Source organism: Streptomyces sp. WAC05374 (genome assembly GCF_004353505.1).
In the GTDB taxonomy this organism is placed as follows: Bacteria; Actinomycetota; Actinomycetes; order Streptomycetales; family Streptomycetaceae; genus Streptomyces.
The window spans coordinates 35,606-57,225 of the sequence record NZ_SMNQ01000018.1 but is presented as its reverse complement, the minus strand read 5'-3'; the positions used below and the strand labels follow the sequence as shown (position 1 = coordinate 57,225).

Here is a 21,620-nt window from a genome sequence, read left to right as displayed (position 1 = left end):
CACGAGCCCGGCACGGAAGGACGGTCAGTCGGTCGGGGCGGAGAAGATCATCCGGATCTCGGTGTTGCGGTAGCCCGCACGGGCGAAGGCCGCCGCCATCGGCGCGTTGCCGGTGTCGGTCGTCGCCGTGATCAGCTCCGCGCCGCGCCCGGCGTGGCTGCGGGTGATCTCGGCCAGCAGCTCGTCCACGTACCCCCGGCCGCGCAGCTCGGGGACCACGCCCAGGTAGCCGACGTTGGGGTTGTACGGGGTCGCGGAGGGGATGGCGAGGCCGGCGACGGTGCCGTCGGCCGTCCGCGCGATCCGCCACCACGCGCGCTCGCCGGGGCAGTCGCGGTAGTACTCCAGCTCGTGCCGGGCCGTGGCCTCGGCCCCCTTGGCGGCCAGGTTCTTGCGGGTCTCGGCGTCCAGGCTGCCCTGGGCGATCCGCCGGAACACGACGAGGAACTCCTCGTCGGACGCCTCGTGGAAGGTGAGCCTCGGCGCGGCCGGCTCCGGCACCCCGTCCTTCGGCGTCCACTCCAGGCGCAACCGCTCCACCTCGACGGTCAGCCCGGCGGCCAGCGCCGCCTCGCGCCGCCACGCCATCGCGGCCGCCACCGCCGGGTCGTCGCGCCAGCCGTTGGGCAGCGTCACGTTGTACAGCGGCGGGCGGGGCGCGCCCTGCTCGCGGAACGCCGTGTGGCCGGCCCGCAGCAGGTCGGTGGCGAGCGCCGCGCGGTCGGCGACCGAGCCGTCGACGTGCAGGCAGTCCAGCGCCAGCGGGTGCTCGCCCGCCGACTGGCCCCACCACAGGGCGCGCGCCACCACACGGCCGTCCCGCTCGGCGATCCACGTCCACTCCGGCCGGTACATGGCCTCGGCCAGCTCGGCCCGGTACCGGTCGGCGGGAATCCAGCTCACCGGCTCGTCGACGGTGACGGCCGCGACCCGGTCGAGGTCGGCGTCGTGGGCGGGGCGCAGCAGCATGGGCTCTCCGGTGGTGCGGTAGGGGTGGGGGGTGGAGGGTGGAACGGTCACCGGCCGGGCACGCCGTCGGTGTGCAGGTCCGACATGGCCACGAGGATGCGGCGGTCGCCGGTGAACGGCGCACGGGCGTGCGCGGCGAGGAAGTTGTCCACGATCAGCACGTCGGACCGCTCCCACGGGAAGGACACGGACGCCTCGCGGTACAGGCCCCGGATCAGGTCGGCGACCTCGTCCTCGATCGGCTCGCCGTCGCCGTAGTACGCGTTGCGCGGCAGACCCTCGACGCCGTACTCCTCGACGAGGACCTCGGCGACCTCGGGCGGCATGTTGGAGACGTGGAACAGGTGCGCGTGGTTGAACCACACCGTCTCGCCGGTACGGGGGTGGCGGGACACCGCCTGGCGCACCGCGGACGTCCGCAGCCCGTCGTCGGCGGTCCACTCGAAGTCGGTGCCCGACTGGCGGCAGTAGGCCTCCACCTCGGCGCGGTCGGTGGTCTGGAAGACCTCCTGCCACGGCTGGTCGAGGTCGGGGCCGTAGTTGCGCACGTACCGCACGCCGTGCCGCTCGAACCGCTCGCGCACATCGGCCGGGATGCGCGGCAGGACCGTCCGCTCGCTGGCCACCGGCGTGGCGCCGCCGACCGGTGAGGGCAGATCGCCGTAGAAGTACAGCAGGCTCGGCCAGTTGTGGGAGTACGACATCTCGTGGTGGAACGGGATCCACTGGTCCGCGCTCAGCTCGGTCGACGTGAAGACCTTGTCGGCGACCTCCGTACGCGTCGCCGCCCGCTCCAGGTAGCCCAGCAGCTCCGGCGAGACGGCCCGGGCCGCCCGTCCGAACGCCTCCGGGTCCGGGACGTCGAAGCCCCGCAGCAGCAGCGCCCCGTAACGGTCGAGGCCGGCGCGCAGCTCCTCGCGGCGCCCGGCGATCCAGGCGTCCAGGGCCAGGCCCGGCTCGTGGGCGCGGACCTCCAGCAGGAACGGCTCGTCGTCCAGCGGGCGGCTCGTGACGGCACCGTCCGTCACCACGGCGGCGGCGCTCACGCGGCGCTCCCGGCGGCCGCGCCGGAGACGACGGCGCCGGCGGAGACGGCGTCGGACATCGCCGTCAGGATGCGGCGCGGGCCCTCGAAGGGCTCCCGGGCGTGCGCCACCAGCATGTTCTCCACCAGCAGCACGTCACCCGGCTGCCAGTCGAACGCCGTGGTCTCCGCCTCGTACGCCGCCCGCAGCTCCGCCAGGACGTCGTCCTCGATCCTCGAGCCGTCCCCGTAATAGGTGTTGTACGGCAGGTCCTCCTCGTCCAGCACCTCCCGCAGCCCCGTGCTCACCTCCTCGGGCAGCGAGGTGACGTGGAAGAACAGCGCGTGGTTGAACCACGTCCGCTCCCCGGTCACCGGGTGCGTGCGGACCGCCGGGCGGACCTGCGCGGTCCGCAGGTGGTCGTCGTCCACCCACTCGGCGGTGATGTCCGCGCCCGCGCAGTACGCGTCGACGTCGGCCCGCCGCTCGGTCTGGAACGCCTCCTGCCACGGCAGGCTGATGCCCGGCAGGTAGTTGCGCACGTACCGCACGCCCAGTTGTTCGAACTTCGCCACCGTGGCCGGCCGCAGCCGGGCCAGCACGCGGCGCGAGTCGGCCAGCGGCGTACGCCCGCCGCTGGTGGCCGCCCGCTCGCAGAAGAACACGATCCGCGTGGGCCACTTGGCGGTGTACGACTGCTCGTTGTGCAGCAGGATCGGCTGGTCCGCCGGGTACTCCGTGGACGTGTACACGCCGTCGGAGACCTTGCTGCGCGGGGAGGAGCGCTCCCCGTACGCCAGGACCTGCGGCGACAGCGCGTCCATCACGGCCCGGAAGTCGTCCGGACCCGCCACGCCGAACTGGCGGAACAGCACCGCCCCGGCCCGGTGTGCCAGCTCGTCGATCCGGTCACGGTTCGCGGCCACCCACTCGGGCAGCGGCGCGCCCGGCGCGTGCGCCCGCACCAGCGCGGGCAGGGACCGGCCCTCCCACACCTGGAAGGTGCGGACCGGTGTCTGCAAGGAAGTGGTCATCCTGGGTGTTCCCCTCCTGAGGGCGGTCGGCGGTCGGCGGCCGGTCAACGGCGGTGAGCGGTCCGGTCGATCCGCGGAATGGGCGTCTGTCCCACCGGGCCGGCGGCCTGGCCGCCGGACGCCGCGCGGTCGGCGGCGGCGAGCTTCTCCTCCACGGCCGCCGCCAGCCCGGCCACGTGCGGCGCCTTGAAGAACTGGCCGATCTTCAGCCCCACGCCGAACTGCGCCCGGATGCGGGAGATCGCCCGGATGGCGAGCAGCGAGTGCCCGCCCAGGTCGAAGAACGAGTCGTGCAGGCCGACCCGCTCCACCTGGAGCAGCTCCGCGCACAGCTCCGCCAGCTTTGTCTGCACCTCGGTGACCGGAGCCTCGTACGCGGCCTGTTCACGGCGCGCCGCGCCGTCGTCCGGCCGGGGCAGCGCCGACACGTCGACCTTGCCGTGCGCGCCGACCGGCCACTGCCGCAGCACGAACAGGTGCGCCGGGACCATCGCCTCCGGCAGCCGCTCCCGCAGGAAGTCCCGCAGCCCGGGCAGCAGGCCCTCCGCGTCCCGCTCCGAGGTGACGTGACCGAGCAGCGCGGGCTGCCCCTCCTCGCCCCGGTGGACCGTCACGAGGCTGCCGGTGACGTCCGGGTGCTCGCGCAGTACGGCGGCGATCTCCCCCGGCTCGACACGGTTGCCCCGGATCTTGACCTGGTCGTCCGCGCGGCCGAGGAACTCCAGCGACCCGTCCGCGAGCATCCTGGCCCGGTCACCGGTGGCGTACAGGCGCCGACCGGCGGCGAACGGGTGCGGGACGAACCGCTCGGCGGTCAGCCCCGGCAGGCCCGCATAGCCCCGGGCCACCTGCACGCCGCCGATGAACAGCTCGCCCGCCACGCCCACCGGCTGCGGGTTCATCGCCGCGTCCAGGACGTACAGTTCGGCGCCCGGCACCGGGCGGCCCATCGGCACCCGGCCCGTCCCGCCGCCCTCCGGGCGCACGACGGTGCCGGAGCTGACGTCGATCACCGCCTCGGTCGGCCCGTACTGGTTCACCAGCTCGGCGTGCGGGAAACGCTCCAGCAGCCGGTCGGCCAGCGTGCCCGGCAGCTCCTCGCCACCGCTCAGCAGCAGGCGCAGCGAGGGGTGCGCACCGGCGGGCGCGTCCGCGAACACCTGGAGCAGCGACGGCACGAAGTGGCAGACGGTCACCCGCTCGCGGTCGATCAGCCGGTGCAGGTACTCCAGGTCACGGTGCCCGCCGTCCCGGGCGGCCACCACGGTGGCGCCCGTCACCAGCGGCAGCAGCAGCTCCCACACGGCCACGTCGAAGCCGAGCGGCGCCTTCTGCAGGACGCGGTCGCCCGGGCCGGGCGCGAAGGCGTCCGCCATGCCGCGCAGCCGGTTCACCAGGCCCGCGTGGGTGTTCAGCACGCCCTTCGGACGGCCCGTGGTGCCCGAGGTGAACAGCAGGTAGGCGCCGCCGTCCGGGTGCGGCGCGGGAACGTCCACCGGGTGCCCGGGCTGCGCCGCGAGCCCGTCGGACGTCAGCTCGACGACCTCCGCGCCGGGCGTCAGGGCGCCCAGCCCCTCGCCGGACAGCACCAGGCGCGGGGCGCCGTCGGCCACCAGCCGCGCGAGCCGCGCCGGCGGGTACGCCGGGTCGAGCGGCAGCAGCACGGCACCGGCCTTGAGCACGCCCAGGGCGGCGGCCGCCAGCTCCGAACCGCGCGGCAGGCACACCCCGACGCGGTCCTCGGCGCCGATGCCGCGCGCCACCAGCAGGTGCGCCACGCGGTTGGAGCGCACGTCCAGTTCGGCATACGTCACCCGGTCGGTGCCGTCGCCGTCCTCGCCCGCGTCGCCCACGACGGCCACGGCGTCCGGGGCGGCGGCCACCCGGGCGGCGAACCACTCCGGCACCGACGGCCCGGTCAGCGCCCCGGCACGGGCACCGGACAGCTCGTGCACCACGGTGTCCCGCTCCGCGTCCGTCAGCACCGGCAGCCCGGCCACCGCCCGGTCCGGGCCCGCCGCGGCGGCCGCCAGCAGCGTCTCGAACGCGGACGCCAGCGCCAGGGCGGTGCGCCGGTCGAACAGCTCGGTGGAGTACTCCAGCCGCCCCGCGAGCCCTCCGGCACCGTCCGGCGCGAGCTGCACCGACAGGTCGCACCGCACGGTCCCGATCAGGGCGGGCAGCGCCTCGCACTCCAGGCCCGGCATGGCGAAGTCGGGCACCGGAGTGTTGTGCAGGGCCAGCCAGTGGCGCGCGATCGCCGTCTGCCCCGAGGCGTCCCGGTCCGACTGGAGCTCGGCGACGATCCGCTCGAAGGGCACGTCCTGGTGCGCGTACGCCTCCGTGCACACCTCCCGCGTGCGGCGCAGCAGCGCCCGGAAGGAGTCACCGGCGCCGAGCGCGATGCGCAGCGGCAGCGTGTTGACGAAGAAGCCGACCGTGCGCTCCAGTTCCGTGCGGGTGCGGCCCGCCACCGGCGTGCCGACGACCACGTCGTCACCGCCCGAGAACCGGCCCAGCACCGCCGCCCACGCCGCCGCCAGCGCCATGAACAGCGTCGACTGCTCCGAGTCGGTCAGGGACCGCAGCGCCCCCGTCACCTTCTCCGGCAGGGCCAGCGGCACCGTGTCACCGGCGTAGGACCGCTCGGCGGGACGCGGCCGGTCCGTCGGCACCTCCGTGGTGGGGACCCGGTCCAGCCGCTCGCGCCAGTACGCGAGCTGCTCGGCGAGGACGCCCTGCTCCAGCCACTGCCGCTGCCAGACGGCGAAGTCCGCGTACTGCACCGCGAGCTCGGGAAGGTTGGGCTCCCGCCCCTCGGCCAGCGCCGCGTACACCACGCCCAGCTCGGTCATCAGCAGCCCCAGCGACCAGCCGTCGACGGCGATGTGGTGCACCGACAGCACCAGGACGTACTCCGCGACCGTGCTCCCGCCCTCACCGTCGCCGTCCAGCTCCAGCAGCACCGCACGCAGCAGGGGCGGCACGGCCAGGTCGAACCCGGCCGACGCCGCCTCGCGCACCCGGTCCTGGACCGCGCCGCGCCCGGTGGCCACCACCGGGAGCTCCACCCGCACCGAACCCGGCGCGTGGACGCGCTGCTCCACGGTCCCGTCCGGGGCCTCGACCAGCCCGGTGCGCAGCACCTCGTGGCGGTCCACCAGCCGGCCGACGGCGGCGCGCAGCAGCTCCACGTCCAGGGCGCCGCGCAGCCGCAGCGCGCCCGTACCGACGTACATCGGCGAACCCGGCTGGAGCTTGTCCACGAAGTAGAGCCGCTCCTGACCGAAGGAGAGCGGCGCGCGGGACGGGTCTCCGGCGCGGCGCGGCACGCGCTCCACGTTCCGGCCGACGCCGTCCTCGTCCAGCAACTGCTCCAGCAGCCTGCGCTGTTCGTCGGAGAGCTGGGCGGTCTGGGTCTGCATGGATCGTTCCTCCGGGTGTCGATGGGGCGGGGAAGGCCGTCAGGCGCGGCTCGCCCGCTCCTCCAGCGCGCGTCGCAGACTCAGCGGGCGCATGTCGGTCCACACCTCGTCGATGTGGGCCAGGCACGCCTCGCGAGGACCCGTGGTGCCCTCGGCGTGCCAGCCGGGCGGCAGCTCGGCGCCGGCGCGCCAGATCGAGTACTGCTGCTCGTCGTTGACCACCACCGCGTACGTGGCGGCGCCGATCTCCTCGGTCATGTGCTCCTCCGGTGGGTGATGCGACTGGCTGGGCCGGGCCGGGCGCGCGGCGTCCGTGGCTCTCCAACCTGGACCATCCGCCCGCCCCTGTGGTGTCGGGAGTTCTCCCGACCGGCAACCGCGGCGGCCCGGGCGGACCGCGCGGCGCGGGTCTACGACGGCATCGCGACACCGCCGTCGATCAGCCCGAGCCGGTCCGCCCGGCCGACCGTCGCCGCCACCTCGGCCCGCGACTGGACGCGCAGCTTCTGGAAGATCCGGCCCAGGTAGGTCTCCACCGTCTTGTGGCTGAGCTCCAGCTCCCGCGCTATCTGCTGGTTCGTCCGGCCCGCGCTCACCAGGACCGCCACCTCCCGCTCGCGCCTGCTCAGTTCGTCCAGCGCCACCGCCGTCCCGCCCGCAGGGCGGCTGCGCTGGCCCGGCAGCGACACCGCCGCGCCCGGGGCGCGCCCGGCGGCGGCACCGGCCGTCTCCTGGCGCAGCCGCGCCGCCTGGGCCAGCAGGAACGCGCTGTCCGTCGCCGACGCGCCCGCCTCCGCGCACGCCGCGTGCCGCGCCGCGCCCACCAGGTCGCCGGTGTGCTGCTGGAGCGCGCTCAGGGCCATCGCGAACAGCGGCACCTTCCCGACGAGCCGGTACGTCTCCGCGATGCGCAGCCCGCGCTCGTAGTGCCCGCACGCCGCCCCCGGCCGGCCGAGCGTCGCCTCCGCCGCGCCCAGCCAGTACAGCCCGTCCAGTTGCTCGGCCGGCTCGGTGGCCGGTACGGACTCCAGGAGCTGCCGCGCGGTCGCCGCGTGCCGCTCCGCCGCCTCCGTCATGCCCCCGCGGGCGGCCGCCGCCGCGAGCTGCGCCAGCAGCCTGCCCCGCACCGCCCGCGGCGCGTCCGCCGGCACCGGCGGGTGCCCGGCCGGCACGTCCACGTCCGCGCGCCGGGTGTGCAGGGCGTGCTCCAGCCACGCGTGCCGCAGCGCGTCGCCCGTCGCGGCCGTGTCGCCGCCCGCGTCCCGCAGCGCCGCCGCCAGCTCCGCCTCCGCCCGGTCGGGGCGGCCCAGCAGCCGGTGCGCCAGGGCCCGCCACTCGACCGCCTCGGCCCGTATCCCGTGCTCGCCCGGACCGCCACGGGTCAGCGGGGCCAGCACGGTCAGGCTCTCCGACAACCGCCCCGCCAGGGCCAGCGCCTTGCCGAACAGCAGCCGGTCCCGGGGGCCGGTGCCCGCCTCCGTCTCCATGCCCAGCGTCATCGCCGTCCTGATCCACGACACCGCCTGGGCGGGCGCCTGCCACAACCGGCGGGCGGCCGCGTCCAGCAGGACCCGGGCGCCGCTCACGTCCCGGATGGCGGCGCTGCGCTCCAGGTGGTGCGCCAGGTCCTCCGGGCGGTGCTCCCGCCCCGACAGCAGCCCGGCCGCCTGCGCGTGGGCGCCCAGCAGCCAGCCCGGCCCCGCCGACTGGTAGGCGGCCACCCGCAGCAGCGGGTTGTCGAAGCCGAGCTGCCACGGCCGTTCACCGGGGCGCAGCAGCTCCTCGCCGATCAGCTCGTCCAGCGCCGCCCACAGGGCCGTCTCGTCGATCTGCGCGACCTCCTTGAGGTCGGCCGGCTCGAACGGCTCGTGCAGCACCGCCGCCGCGCGCACCACCTTCCACGCCTCCGGCGACAGCGCCCGGAAGTCCCGCAGCGTGTGCGCGAGCAGATCGGGCGGCAGCGGCCGGGACCAGGCGTCGGTGTGGCCCGGGACCCTGCCGAGACCGGCGAACGCGCGCAGCAGGCCGGGGTTGCGCCCCGACTCGGTCAGCAGCGTCTCGCAGTGCACCCGGCTCAGGTCCGCCGGGAGCAGGGCGATGGCCTCCTCCTCGGTCGGCTCCGCCGGGCGCACGCGCAGCGAACCGCCCCGGGCCGCGCAGCGCGACAGCACGCCGTTGAGGGTGCCGTCCGCCCGTCGTTGCCGCCGTGCCACGGCGACCACCACGGGCGCCTGGACGGGGTGTTCGACGAGGTGGTCCAGCAGCCGCAGCGACTCCTGGTCCGCCCAGTGCAGGTCGTCCAGCGCGATGAGCAGCCCGCCCTCCGGGGCGAGCGCCTCCACGAGGGCGCGCAGGGCGCGGCAGACGTAGTACGGGTCACCGGGCGCCGCCGGTCCGGCGGGCGGCGCGGCGGTGGCCGCCACGGCGGGGAAGTAGGGGGCCAGCCGGGCCAGGTGGTCCGGTGCGCGGCCACCGAGCCGGTCCGGGTCGAAGCGTTCCACCAGGGCGTCGAGCGCGTCGACGAACAGCCCGAAGGGCGTGTCCCTGCGGCCGGGCGCGGCGGTGGCGGACGCGACCGTCCAGCCGTGGGACTGAGCCGTCCTGGTCAGGTCGGCGAGCAGCGTGGTCTTGCCCGACCACCGGCCGCCGACGATCTCCACGACGCTCGCCGTGCCCGGCGTACCCGCCCCCAGTCCCAGTCGTGCGCCCAGGTCCTCACCGCCGCGCACCACCGGGGGAGGGGAGTCGTCCGTGTGCCCCTGGGGCACCAATGCCGAGCCGAGTGTCATCAATAATCGCTTCCGGGATTCATCGCTGCACGGGACATGAAGTGGGGGAGCAGAGCGGTGAGTTGCGAAGTCGTCCGGGGGTTCGGGAGGGGCCGACGCTAACCGTTCGGCGGCCCGGGGCGCCGATCCTCGAGCGGGCGTCGAGGCATCCTTCAGGTGGGGGCCGACAGACTGCTCCCGCCGCGTTCGCCCACCGTCAGTCCCCCGTCACGGGGGCGGGCGCGGCACACGAGAGATCCGGTCCAGAGCGCCTCGAGCACCCCCGGGCCGCCCCCGCCGACACGGCTAGCCTCCCGGCGACCACCAGTCGCACCGCGCGCCGTCCGGCGCGAGGCAACGGGAGAGGACCAGCCGGCCCCATGGACCAGTCAGGACGCCACGACGACCGCGCCCCGCAAGCGGCGCACGCCCCCGGGGCGGCCGGCCCGGACGGCGTCGTGGCGCTCGCGCGCACGGCCGCCCGCACCACGGACACCCTCGCGGCGTCGCTCCAGGACGACTGGGCCCTCTACACGCCCGGCCAGGCCGCGGCCGTCGCGGCGGAACTCTTCGCCCAGGCCGCCTCCGTGGCCCGCGCGCTGCACGGACTGGCCGGTGTCCTGACCGCGATGACCGGCCCGGACGGCCCGGCCCGCGCGGACGACCACCGCGCCGGGGCGGGCGACCCGGCCCGGGCGTACGACGCCGGCCGTTACGACGCCGCGTACGACGCCAACCGGTACGACGCCCGCGCGGACGCCGTGCGGCACCTGGCCACCGCCGCCGAGGAGCTGGCGTACACCCTGCGCCACGCGCCGCCCGCCACCGCCGCCCTCCGCGACGCGCCGCCCGCCCCGGTCCTGCCGCTCAACGCCCACGAGACCCTGGCCGGGGTCGCCGCACTGCTCGGCGAGGACGCCGTGCTCAACCAGCGCCACCGTCCCGGCGACTACGTCATCGTCGGGGAATCCCCGGACGGCTACGGCTGCGGCTGCGACGTCGACTTCCGGCACGCCGGCGAAGAGTGGAACTTCCACCGCAGCGACTCCGCCTGGTCCCTCGTCCGCGTCAGCGACGGCATCCCCGCCGCGGACGGCACCCTCGCCTACACCCGGTTCACCGACCTGACGGTCACCGACGAGACGGCACACCCCGCGCACGTGGCCGCCCAGATCGGTGCCGCCCTGTCCAGGCTGGTTCGCGAACCCGTCCAGGGCGGCTGGAGAGAACCGGAACCGCCCCCCGCGCGCCGCTAGCGTGCCGGACGACGCACGAACGAACACGGGGCACACCGCCCGGAGAGGAGGCCGTCGTGGGAGAACGGGACCTCTCGGTGCTCACGGCCCGCCGCACCACCCTCCAGATGATCCCCGGCGGCGCGGCCGCCCCCTCGGCGGTGCGCGTGTACGTCCTGGGCGCCGACGCCCTCGCACGCGGCGGCATCAGGGCGCTGCTCACCGGCCAGCCCGCCGTCCACGTCGTGGGCGACGGCGAACCGGGACCCGCCGCACCCGCCGAGATCACCGCCACGCGGGCGGACGTCGTCCTCGCCCACGGCGCCGCCCCCGCCCCCGGACCGCTCCCGCCCCACTGCCGGACGCTCACCGTCGGCGGGTCCGAACCGGGCCACGGCAGGCTGCCCGCCACGGCCACCGCCCCCCAGCTCGCCTCGGCGCTGGTCCTGGCCGCCGCCGGCTACACCGTCGCCCCGCCCGGCGCCGCCCGCCCCACCGGCCCGCCCACCGGGCCGCCCGCCGTGTCGGGCGTCGGCCCCGAGCAGCTCACGGACCGTGAGCGCCAGGTCCTGCGCCTGATGGCGGACGGCCTGTCCAACGCGGAGATCGCCGGCTCGCTGACGCTCTCCGAGCACACGGTGAAGACCCACGTGCAGAACCTGCTGGGCAAACTGCGGCTGCGCAACCGGGTCCACGCGGTGGTCTACGCGTTCGAAACGGGCCTGCGCACGCCCCGCTGAACGGCGCTCCACCTCCCGGCCGACCACGGTGTCAGCGCCGTATCAGGCCCGTATGGGCGGTGCCTCGCATACTCGGCACGAGCACGCGAGAGAGGGGAGGGAGGGGGTGCGCGCCCCGTACGCATCATGACCACGGACGACTTCTCACGTACCTACCCGGTGTCTCCCGGCACGCCGATGGCCGTCGTCGTCGACCCCGGCGAGCCGCCCTACGACGCCCCGCCCGTACTGGAGCTCCGGGGCCCCCTGGAGACCGGCCCCCTGGAAGCGGCCGTACGAGCCGCGCTGGAACGCGTCGCCGCCCGCCTACCGGACGGCCCGTCCTGCGAGCCCCGGCTCCGGCGCCACGGACCGGGCCACCACACCCTCACCCTGACGGCGTGCGACGCGTCCGGCGACTTCCCCGTCGGCCTGCTGGCCGACCTGCTCACCGGCGCCACGGCCCCGTCGGCCGGCCCCTTCGTCAGGAGCCTCGCACCGAGCCCGCTCCAGCGCGACCTGCTGGCCGACGCCGACGCGGACACCGGTCCGGCCACCGGCCGGCACGTCGGGCAGCTCGCCTGCGTGTGGCACGGGCCGCTCGACCCCGAACGCTTCACCGCCGCCTGGCAGTCCCTCGTCGACCGGGAGAGCGTGCTGCGCTCCGCCTTCGGCAGCGGGCCCGAGCCGCGGATCGTCGTGCACGACCACGTCCGGGCCGACGTCGTACGGCTGCCGCACGGCGCAGCCGACTGGACGGCGCTCGTCGAGGGCGACCGGCGGCGCGGCCTGGACCCGCGCAGCCCCGGACCGCTGCGCGTCACCGTGCTGGGCGGCGGGCCCGTCCTGTCCGTCACCGCACCGCCCACCCGCCTGCTCCTCACCTACCACCACGCCCTGCTCGACGACTTCAGCGCCCGCCTGCTGCTGCGGGAGTTCACCCGCGCCTACCTGGCCGGCGGGCGGCTTCCGGGCGGCGAGCGGCGCCCCGACATGGGCGACTACACCCACTGGCTCGCGCGCCAGGACACCGCCGCCGCGCGGGACTTCTGGACGGCGGCCGCACCGCCGCCCGGCGCCGCGCACTCACCGCTGCCCGCGGCCGCCCCCGCCCCCGGCGCCACAGGGACCGGGACCGGGCGCGCCCGGCTGCGGCTCACCCCGGCCCAGACCAAGCGGCTCGCCGCCTGGGCGGCCGGCTGGGGCGGTACCGAGAGCGGAGCGCTCCAGGCGGTGTGGGCGCTGCTGCTGTACCGGGCCACCGGGTCCGCCGGGCCCGAGCCGGTCCGCTTCAGCGTGGCCGTCCCCGGGCGCGGCATCCCCTTCGAGGGCGTGGAGCGCCTGCCCGGCGCGCTGCGCAACCCGCTGCCGCTCTCCCTGGTGGTCGACCCCCGCGCCACGGTGCCGGACCTGCTGGCCGACCTGCGCGACCGGGCACTGGAGACGGCGGCGTACGAGTGGGTCACGGCGGGCCAGATCCATGCCTGGACGCACGGCCCGGACCTGCCGTCCGCCCCGCCCGGCACCCTCGTCGTGTTCGAGAGCCCGCCGCGGCCGGCGGACGGCGACGGCCTCGCACCCGACCTCGCCGCCCAGGGCATCCGCGTGGACGCGCCCGTGACGCTCGCCGCCCGCACGGCGTTCCCCCTCACGCTGGCCGCGCAGCACGACCAGCACGGCGGGCTCGTCCTGACCGTCTCCCACGACCGGGGCCTGGCCCCCGGCGTCGCCGACGTCATGGCCCGGGCCGGGTACCTGCTCCACGAACTGCCGCTCATGCCGGGCGCGTCGACCACCGTCGCGGACATCATGGCGCTGCTGGCGGACGCCGGCACCGCGACCACCGCCCCCCGGGGCGCCGGCGCCCCCGTGGCCGAGGCGGACGCCACCGGTGCCGTCACCGCGACCGACGGCGAGGAGGCCGCCCCCGCCGCGCCGCCGGCCCTCGTCACCCTCCGCCCCGCCCGGCACCCCGGCGCCGGCACCGTCTGCCTCCTCGCCGCACCCGGGAACCCGCGCTTCGCCTACGAGCTGCTCGCCCGCTCCTACGGGGGGGCCGAGGCCGTCGTACTGCTGGGCGGCCCCGTCCCCGACGACCCCCACGCCCTGCACACCGCCCTGCGGCCGCTGACCGACGCGGGCGGACACCTGGTCCTCGGCGGCCACTCCGGCTCCGGGGCCGGCGCGTACCGGATCGCCCGGTGCATCGCCGCACACGGCGGACGGCCGCCCCTCGTCGTGCTCACCGGCACCTCCACCGCCGCCGCCGACCTCGCCCGGCTCCTCGAAGCCGTCGCGGAACGCGCCGGATGACCACCGCCCACCGAGCCGACGATCCGTCGCGCAACCGACCTCACACCTCTGGAGAACCATGTCCCGTCGCCTGTTCACCTCGGAGTCCGTGACCGAGGGCCACCCCGACAAGATCGCCGACCAGATCAGCGACGCCATCCTGGACGCGCTGCTGCGCCAGGACCCGGCCTCCCGCGTCGCCGTGGAGACGCTCATCACCACCGGCCAGGTCCACATCGCGGGCGAGGTGACCACGTCCGCGTACGCCGACATCCCCGCCCTGGTCCGCGAGACGATCCTGTCCATCGGCTACGACTCGTCCGCCAAGGGCTTCGACGGCGCCTCCTGCGGCGTCTCCGTCTCCATCGGCGCCCAGTCGCCCGACATCGCGCAGGGCGTCGACACCGCGTACGAGCGGCGCGTCGAGGGCGAGGGGGACGAGCTCGACCGGCAGGGCGCCGGCGACCAGGGCCTGATGTTCGGGTACGCCACCAACGAGACGCCGTCCCTGATGCCCCTGCCGATCGACCTGGCCCACCGCCTGTCGCGCCGCCTGACCGAGGTCCGCAAGGACGGCACCGTCCCCTACCTCCGTCCCGACGGCAAGACGCAGGTCACCATCGAATACCTGGGCAGCCGCCCGGTCCGGCTCGACACGGTCGTCGTCTCCTCGCAGCACGCCGCCGACATCGACCTCGACGCACTGCTCACCCCGGACATCCGCGAGCACGTCGTGGAGCACGTCCTCGCCCATCTCGCCGAGGACGGCATCAAGCTGGAGGCCGACGACTACCGGCTGCTGGTCAACCCGACCGGCCGCTTCGAGATCGGCGGCCCGATGGGCGACGCCGGCCTCACCGGACGCAAGATCATCATCGACACGTACGGCGGCATGGCCCGCCACGGCGGCGGCGCCTTCTCCGGCAAGGACCCGTCCAAGGTCGACCGCTCGGCCGCCTACGCCATGCGCTGGGTCGCCAAGAACGTCGTCGCGGCCGGCCTCGCCGAGCGCTGCGAGGTCCAGGTCGCGTACGCCATCGGCAAGGCCGAGCCGGTCGGCCTGTTCGTCGAGACCTTCGGCACCGGGACGGTCGCCCAGGAGCGGATCGAGAAGGCGATCGGCGAGGTCTTCGACCTCCGCCCGGCCGCCATCATCCGCGACCTCGACCTGCTGCGGCCGATCTACAGCCGGACCGCCGCGTACGGCCACTTCGGCCGCGAGCTCCCCGACTTCACCTGGGAGCGGGCCGACCGGGCCGAGCAGCTCAAGGCCGCGGCCGGTCTCTGACCCACCGGCGCACCCCGTGCCCGTACCCGTGCCCCGTGCTCCGTATCCCCGAGGAGATGCCGACGTGCGCATCGCTGTCACCGGTTCCATCGCCACCGACCATCTGATGGTCTTCCCCGGCCGGTTCGCGGATCAGTTGATCCCCGACCAGCTCGCCCATGTGTCGCTCTCCTTCCTGGTCGACGCCCTCGAGGTGCGCCGGGGCGGGGTCGCGGCCAACGTCGCCTTCGGGCTCGGCGGCCTCGGCCTGTCACCGCTGCTGGTCGGGGCCGTGGGCGGCGACTTCGCCGACTACGAGGTCTGGCTCAAGGAGCACGGGGTCGACACCGGGGCCGTCCACGTCTCGGCGGAGCGGCAGACCGCCCGGTTCATGTGCATCACGGACGAGGACGCCAACCAGATCGCGGCGTTCTACGCGGGCGCCATGCAGGAGGCCGGCACCATCGACCTGCGACCGCTGACCGCCCCCGGCGCGGACCGGCCCGACCTCGTCCTGGTCTGCCCCAACGACCCGGCCGCGATGGTCCGCCACACCGCGCAGTGCCGCGAACTGGGCCTGCCCTTCGCCGCCGACCCCTCCCAGCAGCTCGCCCGGCTGGACGGCCCGCAGGTACGGGACCTGGTGGACGGCGCGCGGTGGCTGTTCACCAACGAGTACGAGGCCGCCCTGCTCCTGGAACGCACCGGCTGGGACCGCGAGACGGTGCTCGGCACGGTGGGCGCCTGGGTCACCACCCTGGGCGAGGCGGGCGTACGGATCGACCGGAGCGGCCACGAGCCGCTCACCGTCCCGGCCGTGCCCGAGGCCCCGGTCACCGATCCGACGGGCGTCGGCGACGCCTTCCGCGCCGGCTTCCTGGCCGCCGTCGCGCGGGGCCTGTCCCTGGAGTCCGCCGCCCGATTGGGCTGCGTCGTGGCGGCCGAGGCGCTGGGCGCGGTGGGCTCACAGGCGTACCGGATCGACCCGGAACGCCTGCTGGCGACGGCCGCCCGCGCCTACGGCGCCGAAGCGGCACGGCTCCTGGCGCCGGGCCTGGGCGGGGCGGAGGACCGCTCATGACCGGCACCAGGGCGGACGCGCTGCGCGAGGCGCTGGCCACCCGTGTGGTGGTGGCCGACGGGGCCATGGGCACCATGCTCCAGGCGCAGGACCCCACCCTCGAGGACTTCCAGAACCTCGAAGGGTGCAACGAGGTCCTCAACGTGACGCGGCCGGACATCGTGCGGTCGGTGCACGAGGAGTACTTCGCCGTCGGTGTGGACTGCGTGGAGACCAACACCTTCGGCGCGAACCTCTCGGCGCTGGGGGAGTACGACATCCCGGAGCGGGTCTTCGAGCTGTCGGAGGCCGGTGCTCGGATCGCGCGTGAGGTGGCCGACGAGTTCACCGCCTCCACGGGGCAGCAGCGCTGGGTGCTGGGCTCGATGGGCCCCGGCACCAAGCTGCCGACCCTGGGGCATGCTCCCTACGTCAAGCTGCGGGATGCCTATCAGCGGAACGCCGAGGGCATGATCGCCGGTGGTGCGGACGCGCTGCTGGTGGAGACCACCCAGGACCTGCTCCAGACCAAGGCGGCCGTCCTCGGGGCGCGCCGCGCGCTGGAGGCGACCGGTACGGATCTGCCGCTGATCGTGTCGGTGACGGTGGAGACGACGGGGACGATGCTGCTGGGGTCGGAGATCGGTGCGGCGCTGACCGCGCTGGAGCCGCTGGGCATCGACATGATCGGTCTGAACTGTGCGACCGGTCCGGCGGAGATGAGCGAGCACCTGCGCTATCTGGCGCGTCACTCGCGGGTGCCGCTGTCGTGCATGCCGAACGCGGGCCTGCCGGTGCTGGGCAAGGACGGTGCGCACTACCCGCTGGCGGCGCCGGAGCTGGCGGACGCGCAGGAGACGTTCGTGCGCGAGTACGGGCTGTCGCTGGTGGGCGGGTGTTGCGGTACGACGCCTGAGCACCTGCGCCAGGTCGTCGAGCGGGTGCGGGGTCTGGCTGCGGTGCCGCGTGATCCGCGTCCGGAGCCGGGTGCGGCGTCGTTGTATCAGACGGTGCCGTTCCGGCAAGACACCTCGTACATGGCGATCGGTGAGCGGACGAACGCGAACGGGTCGAAGAAGTTCCGTGAGGCGATGCTGGAGGGCCGCTGGGACGACTGTGTGGAGATGGCCCGTGACCAGATCCGCGAGGGCGCCCACATGCTGGACCTGTGCGTGGACTATGTGGGCCGTGACGGTGTGGCGGACATGGAGGAGCTGGCGGGTCGGTTCGCGACCGCGTCCACGCTGCCGATCGTGCTGGACTCCACCGAGGTCGATGTGATCCAGGCCGGTCTGGAGAAGCTGGGTGGCCGGGCGGTGATCAACTCGGTCAACTACGAGGACGGCGACGGCCCCGAATCACGCTTCGCCAAGGTGACCGCGCTGGCCAAGGAGCACGGTGCGGCGCTGATCGCGCTGACCATCGACGAGGAGGGCCAGGCCCGGACGGTCGACACCAAGGTGGCCATCGCCGAGCGCCTCATCGCCGATCTCACGGGGAACTGGGGGGTGCATGAGTCGGACATCCTCATCGACTGTCTCACCTTCACCATCTGTACGGGTCAGGAGGAGTCGCGCAAGGACGGTATCGCCACCATCGAGGCGATCCGGGAGCTGAAGCGGCGCCACCCCGACGTCCAGACCACTCTTGGTCTGTCGAACATCTCCTTCGGTCTGAATCCGGCCGCCCGTATCCTGCTGAACTCCGTGTTCCTGGACGAGTGCGTGAAGGCGGGCCTGGACTCGGCGATCGTGCACGCGTCGAAGATCCTGCCGATCGCCCGGTTCGACGAGGAGCAGGTGAACACCGCCCTCGACCTGATCTACGACCGGCGCGCCGAGGGCTACGACCCGCTGCAGAAGCTCATGGCGCTGTTCGAGGGTGCCACCGCGAAGTCGCTGAAGGCGGGCAAGGCGGAGGAGCTGGCGGCGCTGCCGCTGGAGGAGCGGCTGAAGCGGCGCATCATCGACGGTGAGCGCAACGGCCTGGAGGCCGATCTGGACGAGGCGCTCCAGTCGCGTCCGGCTCTCGACATCGTCAACGACACGCTGCTGGACGGCATGAAGGTGGTCGGTGAGCTGTTCGGCTCCGGCCAGATGCAGTTGCCGTTCGTGCTGCAGTCGGCCGAGGTGATGAAGACGGCGGTCGCCCACCTCGAACCGCACATGGAGAAGTCGGACGACGAGGGCAAGGGCACCATCGTCCTGGCCACCGTGCGGGGCGACGTCCACGACATCGGCAAGAACCTCGTCGACATCATCCTGTCCAACAACGGCTACAACGTCGTCAACCTCGGCATCAAGCAGCCTGTTTCGGCCATTCTCGAAGCCGCGGACGAGCACAGGGCCGATGTGATCGGCATGTCGGGTCTCCTGGTCAAGTCGACCGTGATCATGAAGGAGAACCTGGAGGAGCTCAACCAGCGCGGCCTGGCCGCCGACTACCCCGTCATCCTCGGCGGCGCGGCCCTGACCCGGGCGTATGTCGAGCAGGACCTGCACGAGATCTACCAGGGCGAAGTGCGCTACGCCCGCGACGCGTTCGAGGGCCTGCGCCTGATGGACGCCCTCATCGCGGTCAAGCGCGGCGTCCCCGGCGCCACCCTCCCCGAACTCAAGCAGCGCAGGGTCAAGGCCACCACGGTCGCCGTCCACGACGAGGAGCCCGACGACGGGCCCGCGCGCTCGGACGTGGCCACCGACAACCCCGTACCCGCGCCGCCCTTCCGGGGCACCCGCGTCGTCAAGGGCATCCAGCTCAAGGAGTACGCCTCCTGGCTCGACGAGAACGCCCTGTTCAAGGGCCAGTGGGGACTCAAGGGCGCCGACACCATCGAGGCCGAGGGGCGGCCCCGGCTGCGCGGCTGGCTGGACCACCTCCAGACCAACAACCTGCTGGAGGCGGCCGTCGTCCACGGCTACTTCCCGTGCGTGTCCAAGGGCGACGACCTCATCATCCTCGACGAGAACGGCTCCGAGCGCACCCGGTTCACCTTCCCGCGCCAGCGCCGTGGCCGCCGGCTGTGCCTGGCGGACTTCTTCCGCCCCGAGGAGTCCGGCGAGACCGATGTCGTCGGCCTCCAGGTCGTCACCGTCGGCTCCCGCATCGGCGAGGCCACCGCCGAGCTGTTCGCCTCCGACTCCTACCGCGACTACCTCGAACTCCACGGCCTGTCCGTCCAGCTCGCCGAGGCCCTCGCCGAGTACTGGCACGCCCGCGTCCGCGCCGAACTCGGCATCGGTGCCGCCGACCCCGCCTCGCTGGACGGCATGTTCCGCACCGAGTACCAGGGCTGCCGCTACTCGCTGGGCTACCCGGCCTGCCCGGACCTGGAGGACCGCGCCAAGATCGCCGAGCTGCTCCGGCCGGAGCGGATCGGGGTCCACCTCTCCGAGGAGTTCCAGCTCCACCCCGAACAGTCCACCGACGCCATCGTCGTCCACCACCCCGAAGCGAGCTACTTCAACGCGGGAGGCCACCGGTCATGACCACCCTGCGCGACATCCTCGCGGCCGGCACGCCCTCGTTCTCGTTCGAGTTCTTCCCACCCCGCACCGACGCCGGAACCCGGACCCTGTGGCAGGCGATCCGCCGGATCGAGCCCCTGGCACCGACGTTCGTCTCGGTCACCTACGGCGCCGGGGGCTCCTCCCGCGACCGGACGATCGAGGTGACCCAGCGGATCGCCGCCGAGACGACGCTGCGCCCGGTCGCGCACCTCACCGCCGTGGGCCACTCCACCGCCGAGCTGCGCCGCATCATCGGCCAGTACGCCGACGCGGGCGTGCGCGACGTGCTCGTCCTGCGCGGCGACCCGCCCGGCGACCCCAACGCGCCCTGGACGCCCCACCCGGACGGCTTCACCCACGCCCACGAACTCGTCTCGCTCGTACGGGAACTCGGCGACTTCAGCGTCGGGGTCGCGGCCTTCCCGGAGCGGCACCCGCGCTCACCGGACTGGGAGAGCGACATCCGCCACTTCGTGGCCAAGTGCCGGGCCGGCGCGGACTACGCCATCACCCAGATGTTCTTCGACGCCGAGGACTACCTGAGGCTGCGCGACCGGGTCGCGGCGGCGGGCTGCGACACCCCGATCATCCCCGAGATCATGCCGGCCACCGACGTGCGCCAGATCAGCCGGTTCGCCGAGCTGTCCCACGCCACCTTCCCCGCCCCTCTCGCCCGGCGCCTGGACGCGGCCCGGGACGATGCGGCGGCCGGTCACCGCATCGGCGTGGAGTACGCCACCGCCATGGCCGACCGGCTGCTCGCCGAAGGCGCCCCGGGGCTGCACTACATCACGCTCAACCGGTCCACCGCGACGCTCGAGATCCACCAGAACATCCAGAACTCAAGGAGTGCACATGTCCTCGCAGCCGCCCGCTGACTTCACGGACTTCAAGGTCGCGGACCTCTCCCTGGCCGAGTTCGGCCGCAAGGAGATCACCCTCGCCGAGCACGAGATGCCGGGCCTGATGGCCATCCGCGAGGAGTACGCCGCCGCCCAGCCGCTGGCGGGCGCCCGCATCACCGGCTCCCTGCACATGACCGTGCAGACGGCCGTCCTGATCGAGACGCTGGTCGCCCTCGGCGCCCAGGTCAGGTGGGTCTCCTGCAACATCTTCTCCACCCAGGACCACGCCGCCGCCGCCATCGCCGCCGCCGGCATCCCGGTCTTCGCCTGGAAGGGCGAGACGCTGGAGGAGTACTGGTGGTGCACCGAGCAGGCCCTGACCTGGCCCGGCGAGGCGGGCCCGAACATGATCCTGGACGACGGTGGTGACGCCACCCTCCTCGTCCACAAGGGCGTCGAGTTCGAGAAGGCCGGCGCCGTCCCGGACCCCGCCACGGCCGACAACGACGAGTTCCGCGTCGTCCTGGAGCTGCTGAACCGCTCGGCCCTGAAGTGGACCGAGCTGGCCGCCGGCATCCGCGGCGTCACCGAGGAGACCACCACCGGTGTCCACCGCCTCTACGAGATGCACCGCGACGGCGCCCTGCTGTTCCCGGCCATCAACGTCAACGACGCCGTCACCAAGTCGAAGTTCGACAACAAGTACGGCTGCCGCCACTCGCTGGTCGACGGCATCAACCGTGCCACCGACGTCCTCATCGGCGGCAAGACCGCCGTCGTGCTCGGCTACGGCGACGTCGGCAAGGGCTGTGCCGAGTCGCTGCGCGGCCAGGGCGCCCGGGTGATCGTCACCGAGATCGACCCGATCTGCGCGCTCCAGGCGGCGATGGACGGCTACCAGGTCACCACCCTCGACGAGGTCGTCGGCCAGGCGGACATCTTCATCACCACCACCGGCAACAAGGACATCATCATGGCCTCGGACATGGCCAAGATGAAGCACCAGGCGATCGTGGGCAACATCGGCCACTTCGACAACGAGATCGACATGGCCGGCCTGGCGAAGATCCCCGGCATCGTCAAGGACGAGGTCAAGCCGCAGGTCCACACCTGGACCTTCCCCGACGGCAAGAAGATCATCGTGCTGTCCGAGGGCCGCCTGCTCAACCTGGGCAACGCCACCGGCCACCCCTCGTTCGTGATGTCCAACAGCTTCGCCGACCAGACCCTCGCCCAGATCGAGCTGTTCACCAAGCCCGCGCAGTACCCGGTCGGTGTCCACACCCTCCCCAAGCACCTCGACGAGAAGGTCGCCCGCCTCCACCTCGACGCGCTCGGCGTCAAGCTCACCACCCTCCGCCCCGAGCAGGCCTCCTACATCGGCGTCCCCGTCGAAGGCCCCTACAAGCCCGACCACTACCGCTACTGAGCCCGTACGAAAGGCCGCCGCCCGCGCCCCGAGCGCGGACGGC

At 74.1% G+C, this 21,620-nt stretch carries 14 protein-coding genes; 8 read left to right on the top strand and 6 right to left on the bottom strand.

The genetic code is table 11. From position 1 onward, the window contains the following. Positions 1–24: 24 nt before the first annotated feature. From E2B92_RS26690 to E2B92_RS33870, 6 genes are all read right to left on the bottom strand, one after another. The gene (locus E2B92_RS26690; RefSeq protein WP_312846035.1) at positions 25–1,020 is read right to left on the bottom strand and encodes a GNAT family N-acetyltransferase; all 996 of its coding nucleotides are present in this window, start codon (positions 1,018–1,020) and stop codon (positions 25–27) included. Further along, positions 1,017–2,015 carry a TauD/TfdA family dioxygenase gene (locus E2B92_RS26685; RefSeq protein WP_126883857.1) on the bottom strand — a complete coding sequence of 333 codons (999 nt, stop codon included), beginning with the start codon at positions 2,013–2,015 and terminating at the stop codon, positions 1,017–1,019. Before E2B92_RS26685 ends, E2B92_RS26690 begins: the two co-directional genes overlap by 4 nt. Continuing rightward, the gene (locus E2B92_RS26680; RefSeq protein WP_126883856.1) at positions 2,012–3,028 is read right to left on the bottom strand and encodes a TauD/TfdA family dioxygenase; all 1,017 of its coding nucleotides are present in this window, start codon (positions 3,026–3,028) and stop codon (positions 2,012–2,014) included. Before E2B92_RS26680 ends, E2B92_RS26685 begins: the two co-directional genes overlap by 4 nt. A gap of 44 nt (positions 3,029–3,072) precedes the next feature. Further along, positions 3,073–6,453, bottom strand: coding sequence for a non-ribosomal peptide synthetase (locus tag E2B92_RS26675; RefSeq protein WP_126883855.1), 3,381 nt, complete (start codon positions 6,451–6,453; stop codon positions 3,073–3,075). Between the two features lie 39 nt (positions 6,454–6,492). After that, on the bottom strand, positions 6,493–6,711 hold the full coding sequence (locus E2B92_RS26670; RefSeq protein WP_126883854.1) for an MbtH family protein: 219 nt from the start codon (positions 6,709–6,711) through the stop codon (positions 6,493–6,495). A 152-nt stretch (positions 6,712–6,863) separates the two neighbouring features. Then, positions 6,864–9,221, bottom strand: a complete 2,358-nt coding sequence (locus E2B92_RS33870) for a LuxR C-terminal-related transcriptional regulator (protein ID WP_160159790.1) — start codon at positions 9,219–9,221, stop codon at positions 6,864–6,866. A gap of 380 nt (positions 9,222–9,601) precedes the next feature. Between E2B92_RS33870 and E2B92_RS26660 the strand changes: the two genes are divergently transcribed. From E2B92_RS26660 to ahcY, 8 genes are all read left to right on the top strand, one after another. Then, the gene (locus tag E2B92_RS26660) at positions 9,602–10,477 is read left to right on the top strand and encodes a hypothetical protein (protein ID WP_126883852.1); all 876 of its coding nucleotides are present in this window, start codon (positions 9,602–9,604) and stop codon (positions 10,475–10,477) included. A 56-nt stretch (positions 10,478–10,533) separates the two neighbouring features. Continuing rightward, entirely contained in the window at positions 10,534–11,196 is a 663-nt protein-coding gene (locus tag E2B92_RS33570; RefSeq protein ID WP_235023994.1) for a response regulator transcription factor, read from the top strand. A 126-nt stretch (positions 11,197–11,322) separates the two neighbouring features. After that, positions 11,323–13,488: a condensation domain-containing protein gene (locus E2B92_RS26650; RefSeq protein WP_133087718.1), complete on the top strand. Its 2,166-nt coding sequence runs from the start codon at positions 11,323–11,325 to the stop codon at positions 13,486–13,488. Positions 13,489–13,546: 58 nt separating this feature from the next. Continuing rightward, the gene (metK, locus tag E2B92_RS26645; RefSeq protein ID WP_126889263.1) at positions 13,547–14,755 is read left to right on the top strand and encodes a methionine adenosyltransferase; all 1,209 of its coding nucleotides are present in this window, start codon (positions 13,547–13,549) and stop codon (positions 14,753–14,755) included. A gap of 64 nt (positions 14,756–14,819) precedes the next feature. Further along, positions 14,820–15,815: a carbohydrate kinase family protein gene (locus E2B92_RS26640; RefSeq protein WP_126889264.1), complete on the top strand. Its 996-nt coding sequence runs from the start codon at positions 14,820–14,822 to the stop codon at positions 15,813–15,815. Then, positions 15,812–19,282 (top strand): methionine synthase, encoded by a 3,471-nt coding sequence (gene metH, locus E2B92_RS26635; protein WP_133087717.1) that lies wholly within the window; start codon positions 15,812–15,814, stop codon positions 19,280–19,282. Before E2B92_RS26640 ends, metH begins: the two co-directional genes overlap by 4 nt. Continuing rightward, a complete protein-coding gene (gene metF / locus E2B92_RS26630; RefSeq protein WP_126889490.1) occupies positions 19,279–20,181 on the top strand; it encodes a methylenetetrahydrofolate reductase [NAD(P)H] in 903 nt (300 codons plus the stop codon). Before metH ends, metF begins: the two co-directional genes overlap by 4 nt. Continuing rightward, positions 20,159–21,577 carry an adenosylhomocysteinase gene (gene ahcY, locus E2B92_RS26625; RefSeq protein WP_126889489.1) on the top strand — a complete coding sequence of 473 codons (1,419 nt, stop codon included), beginning with the start codon at positions 20,159–20,161 and terminating at the stop codon, positions 21,575–21,577. The genes metF and ahcY overlap by 23 nt, the downstream gene beginning before the upstream one ends. Positions 21,578–21,620: the final 43 nt, after the last annotated feature.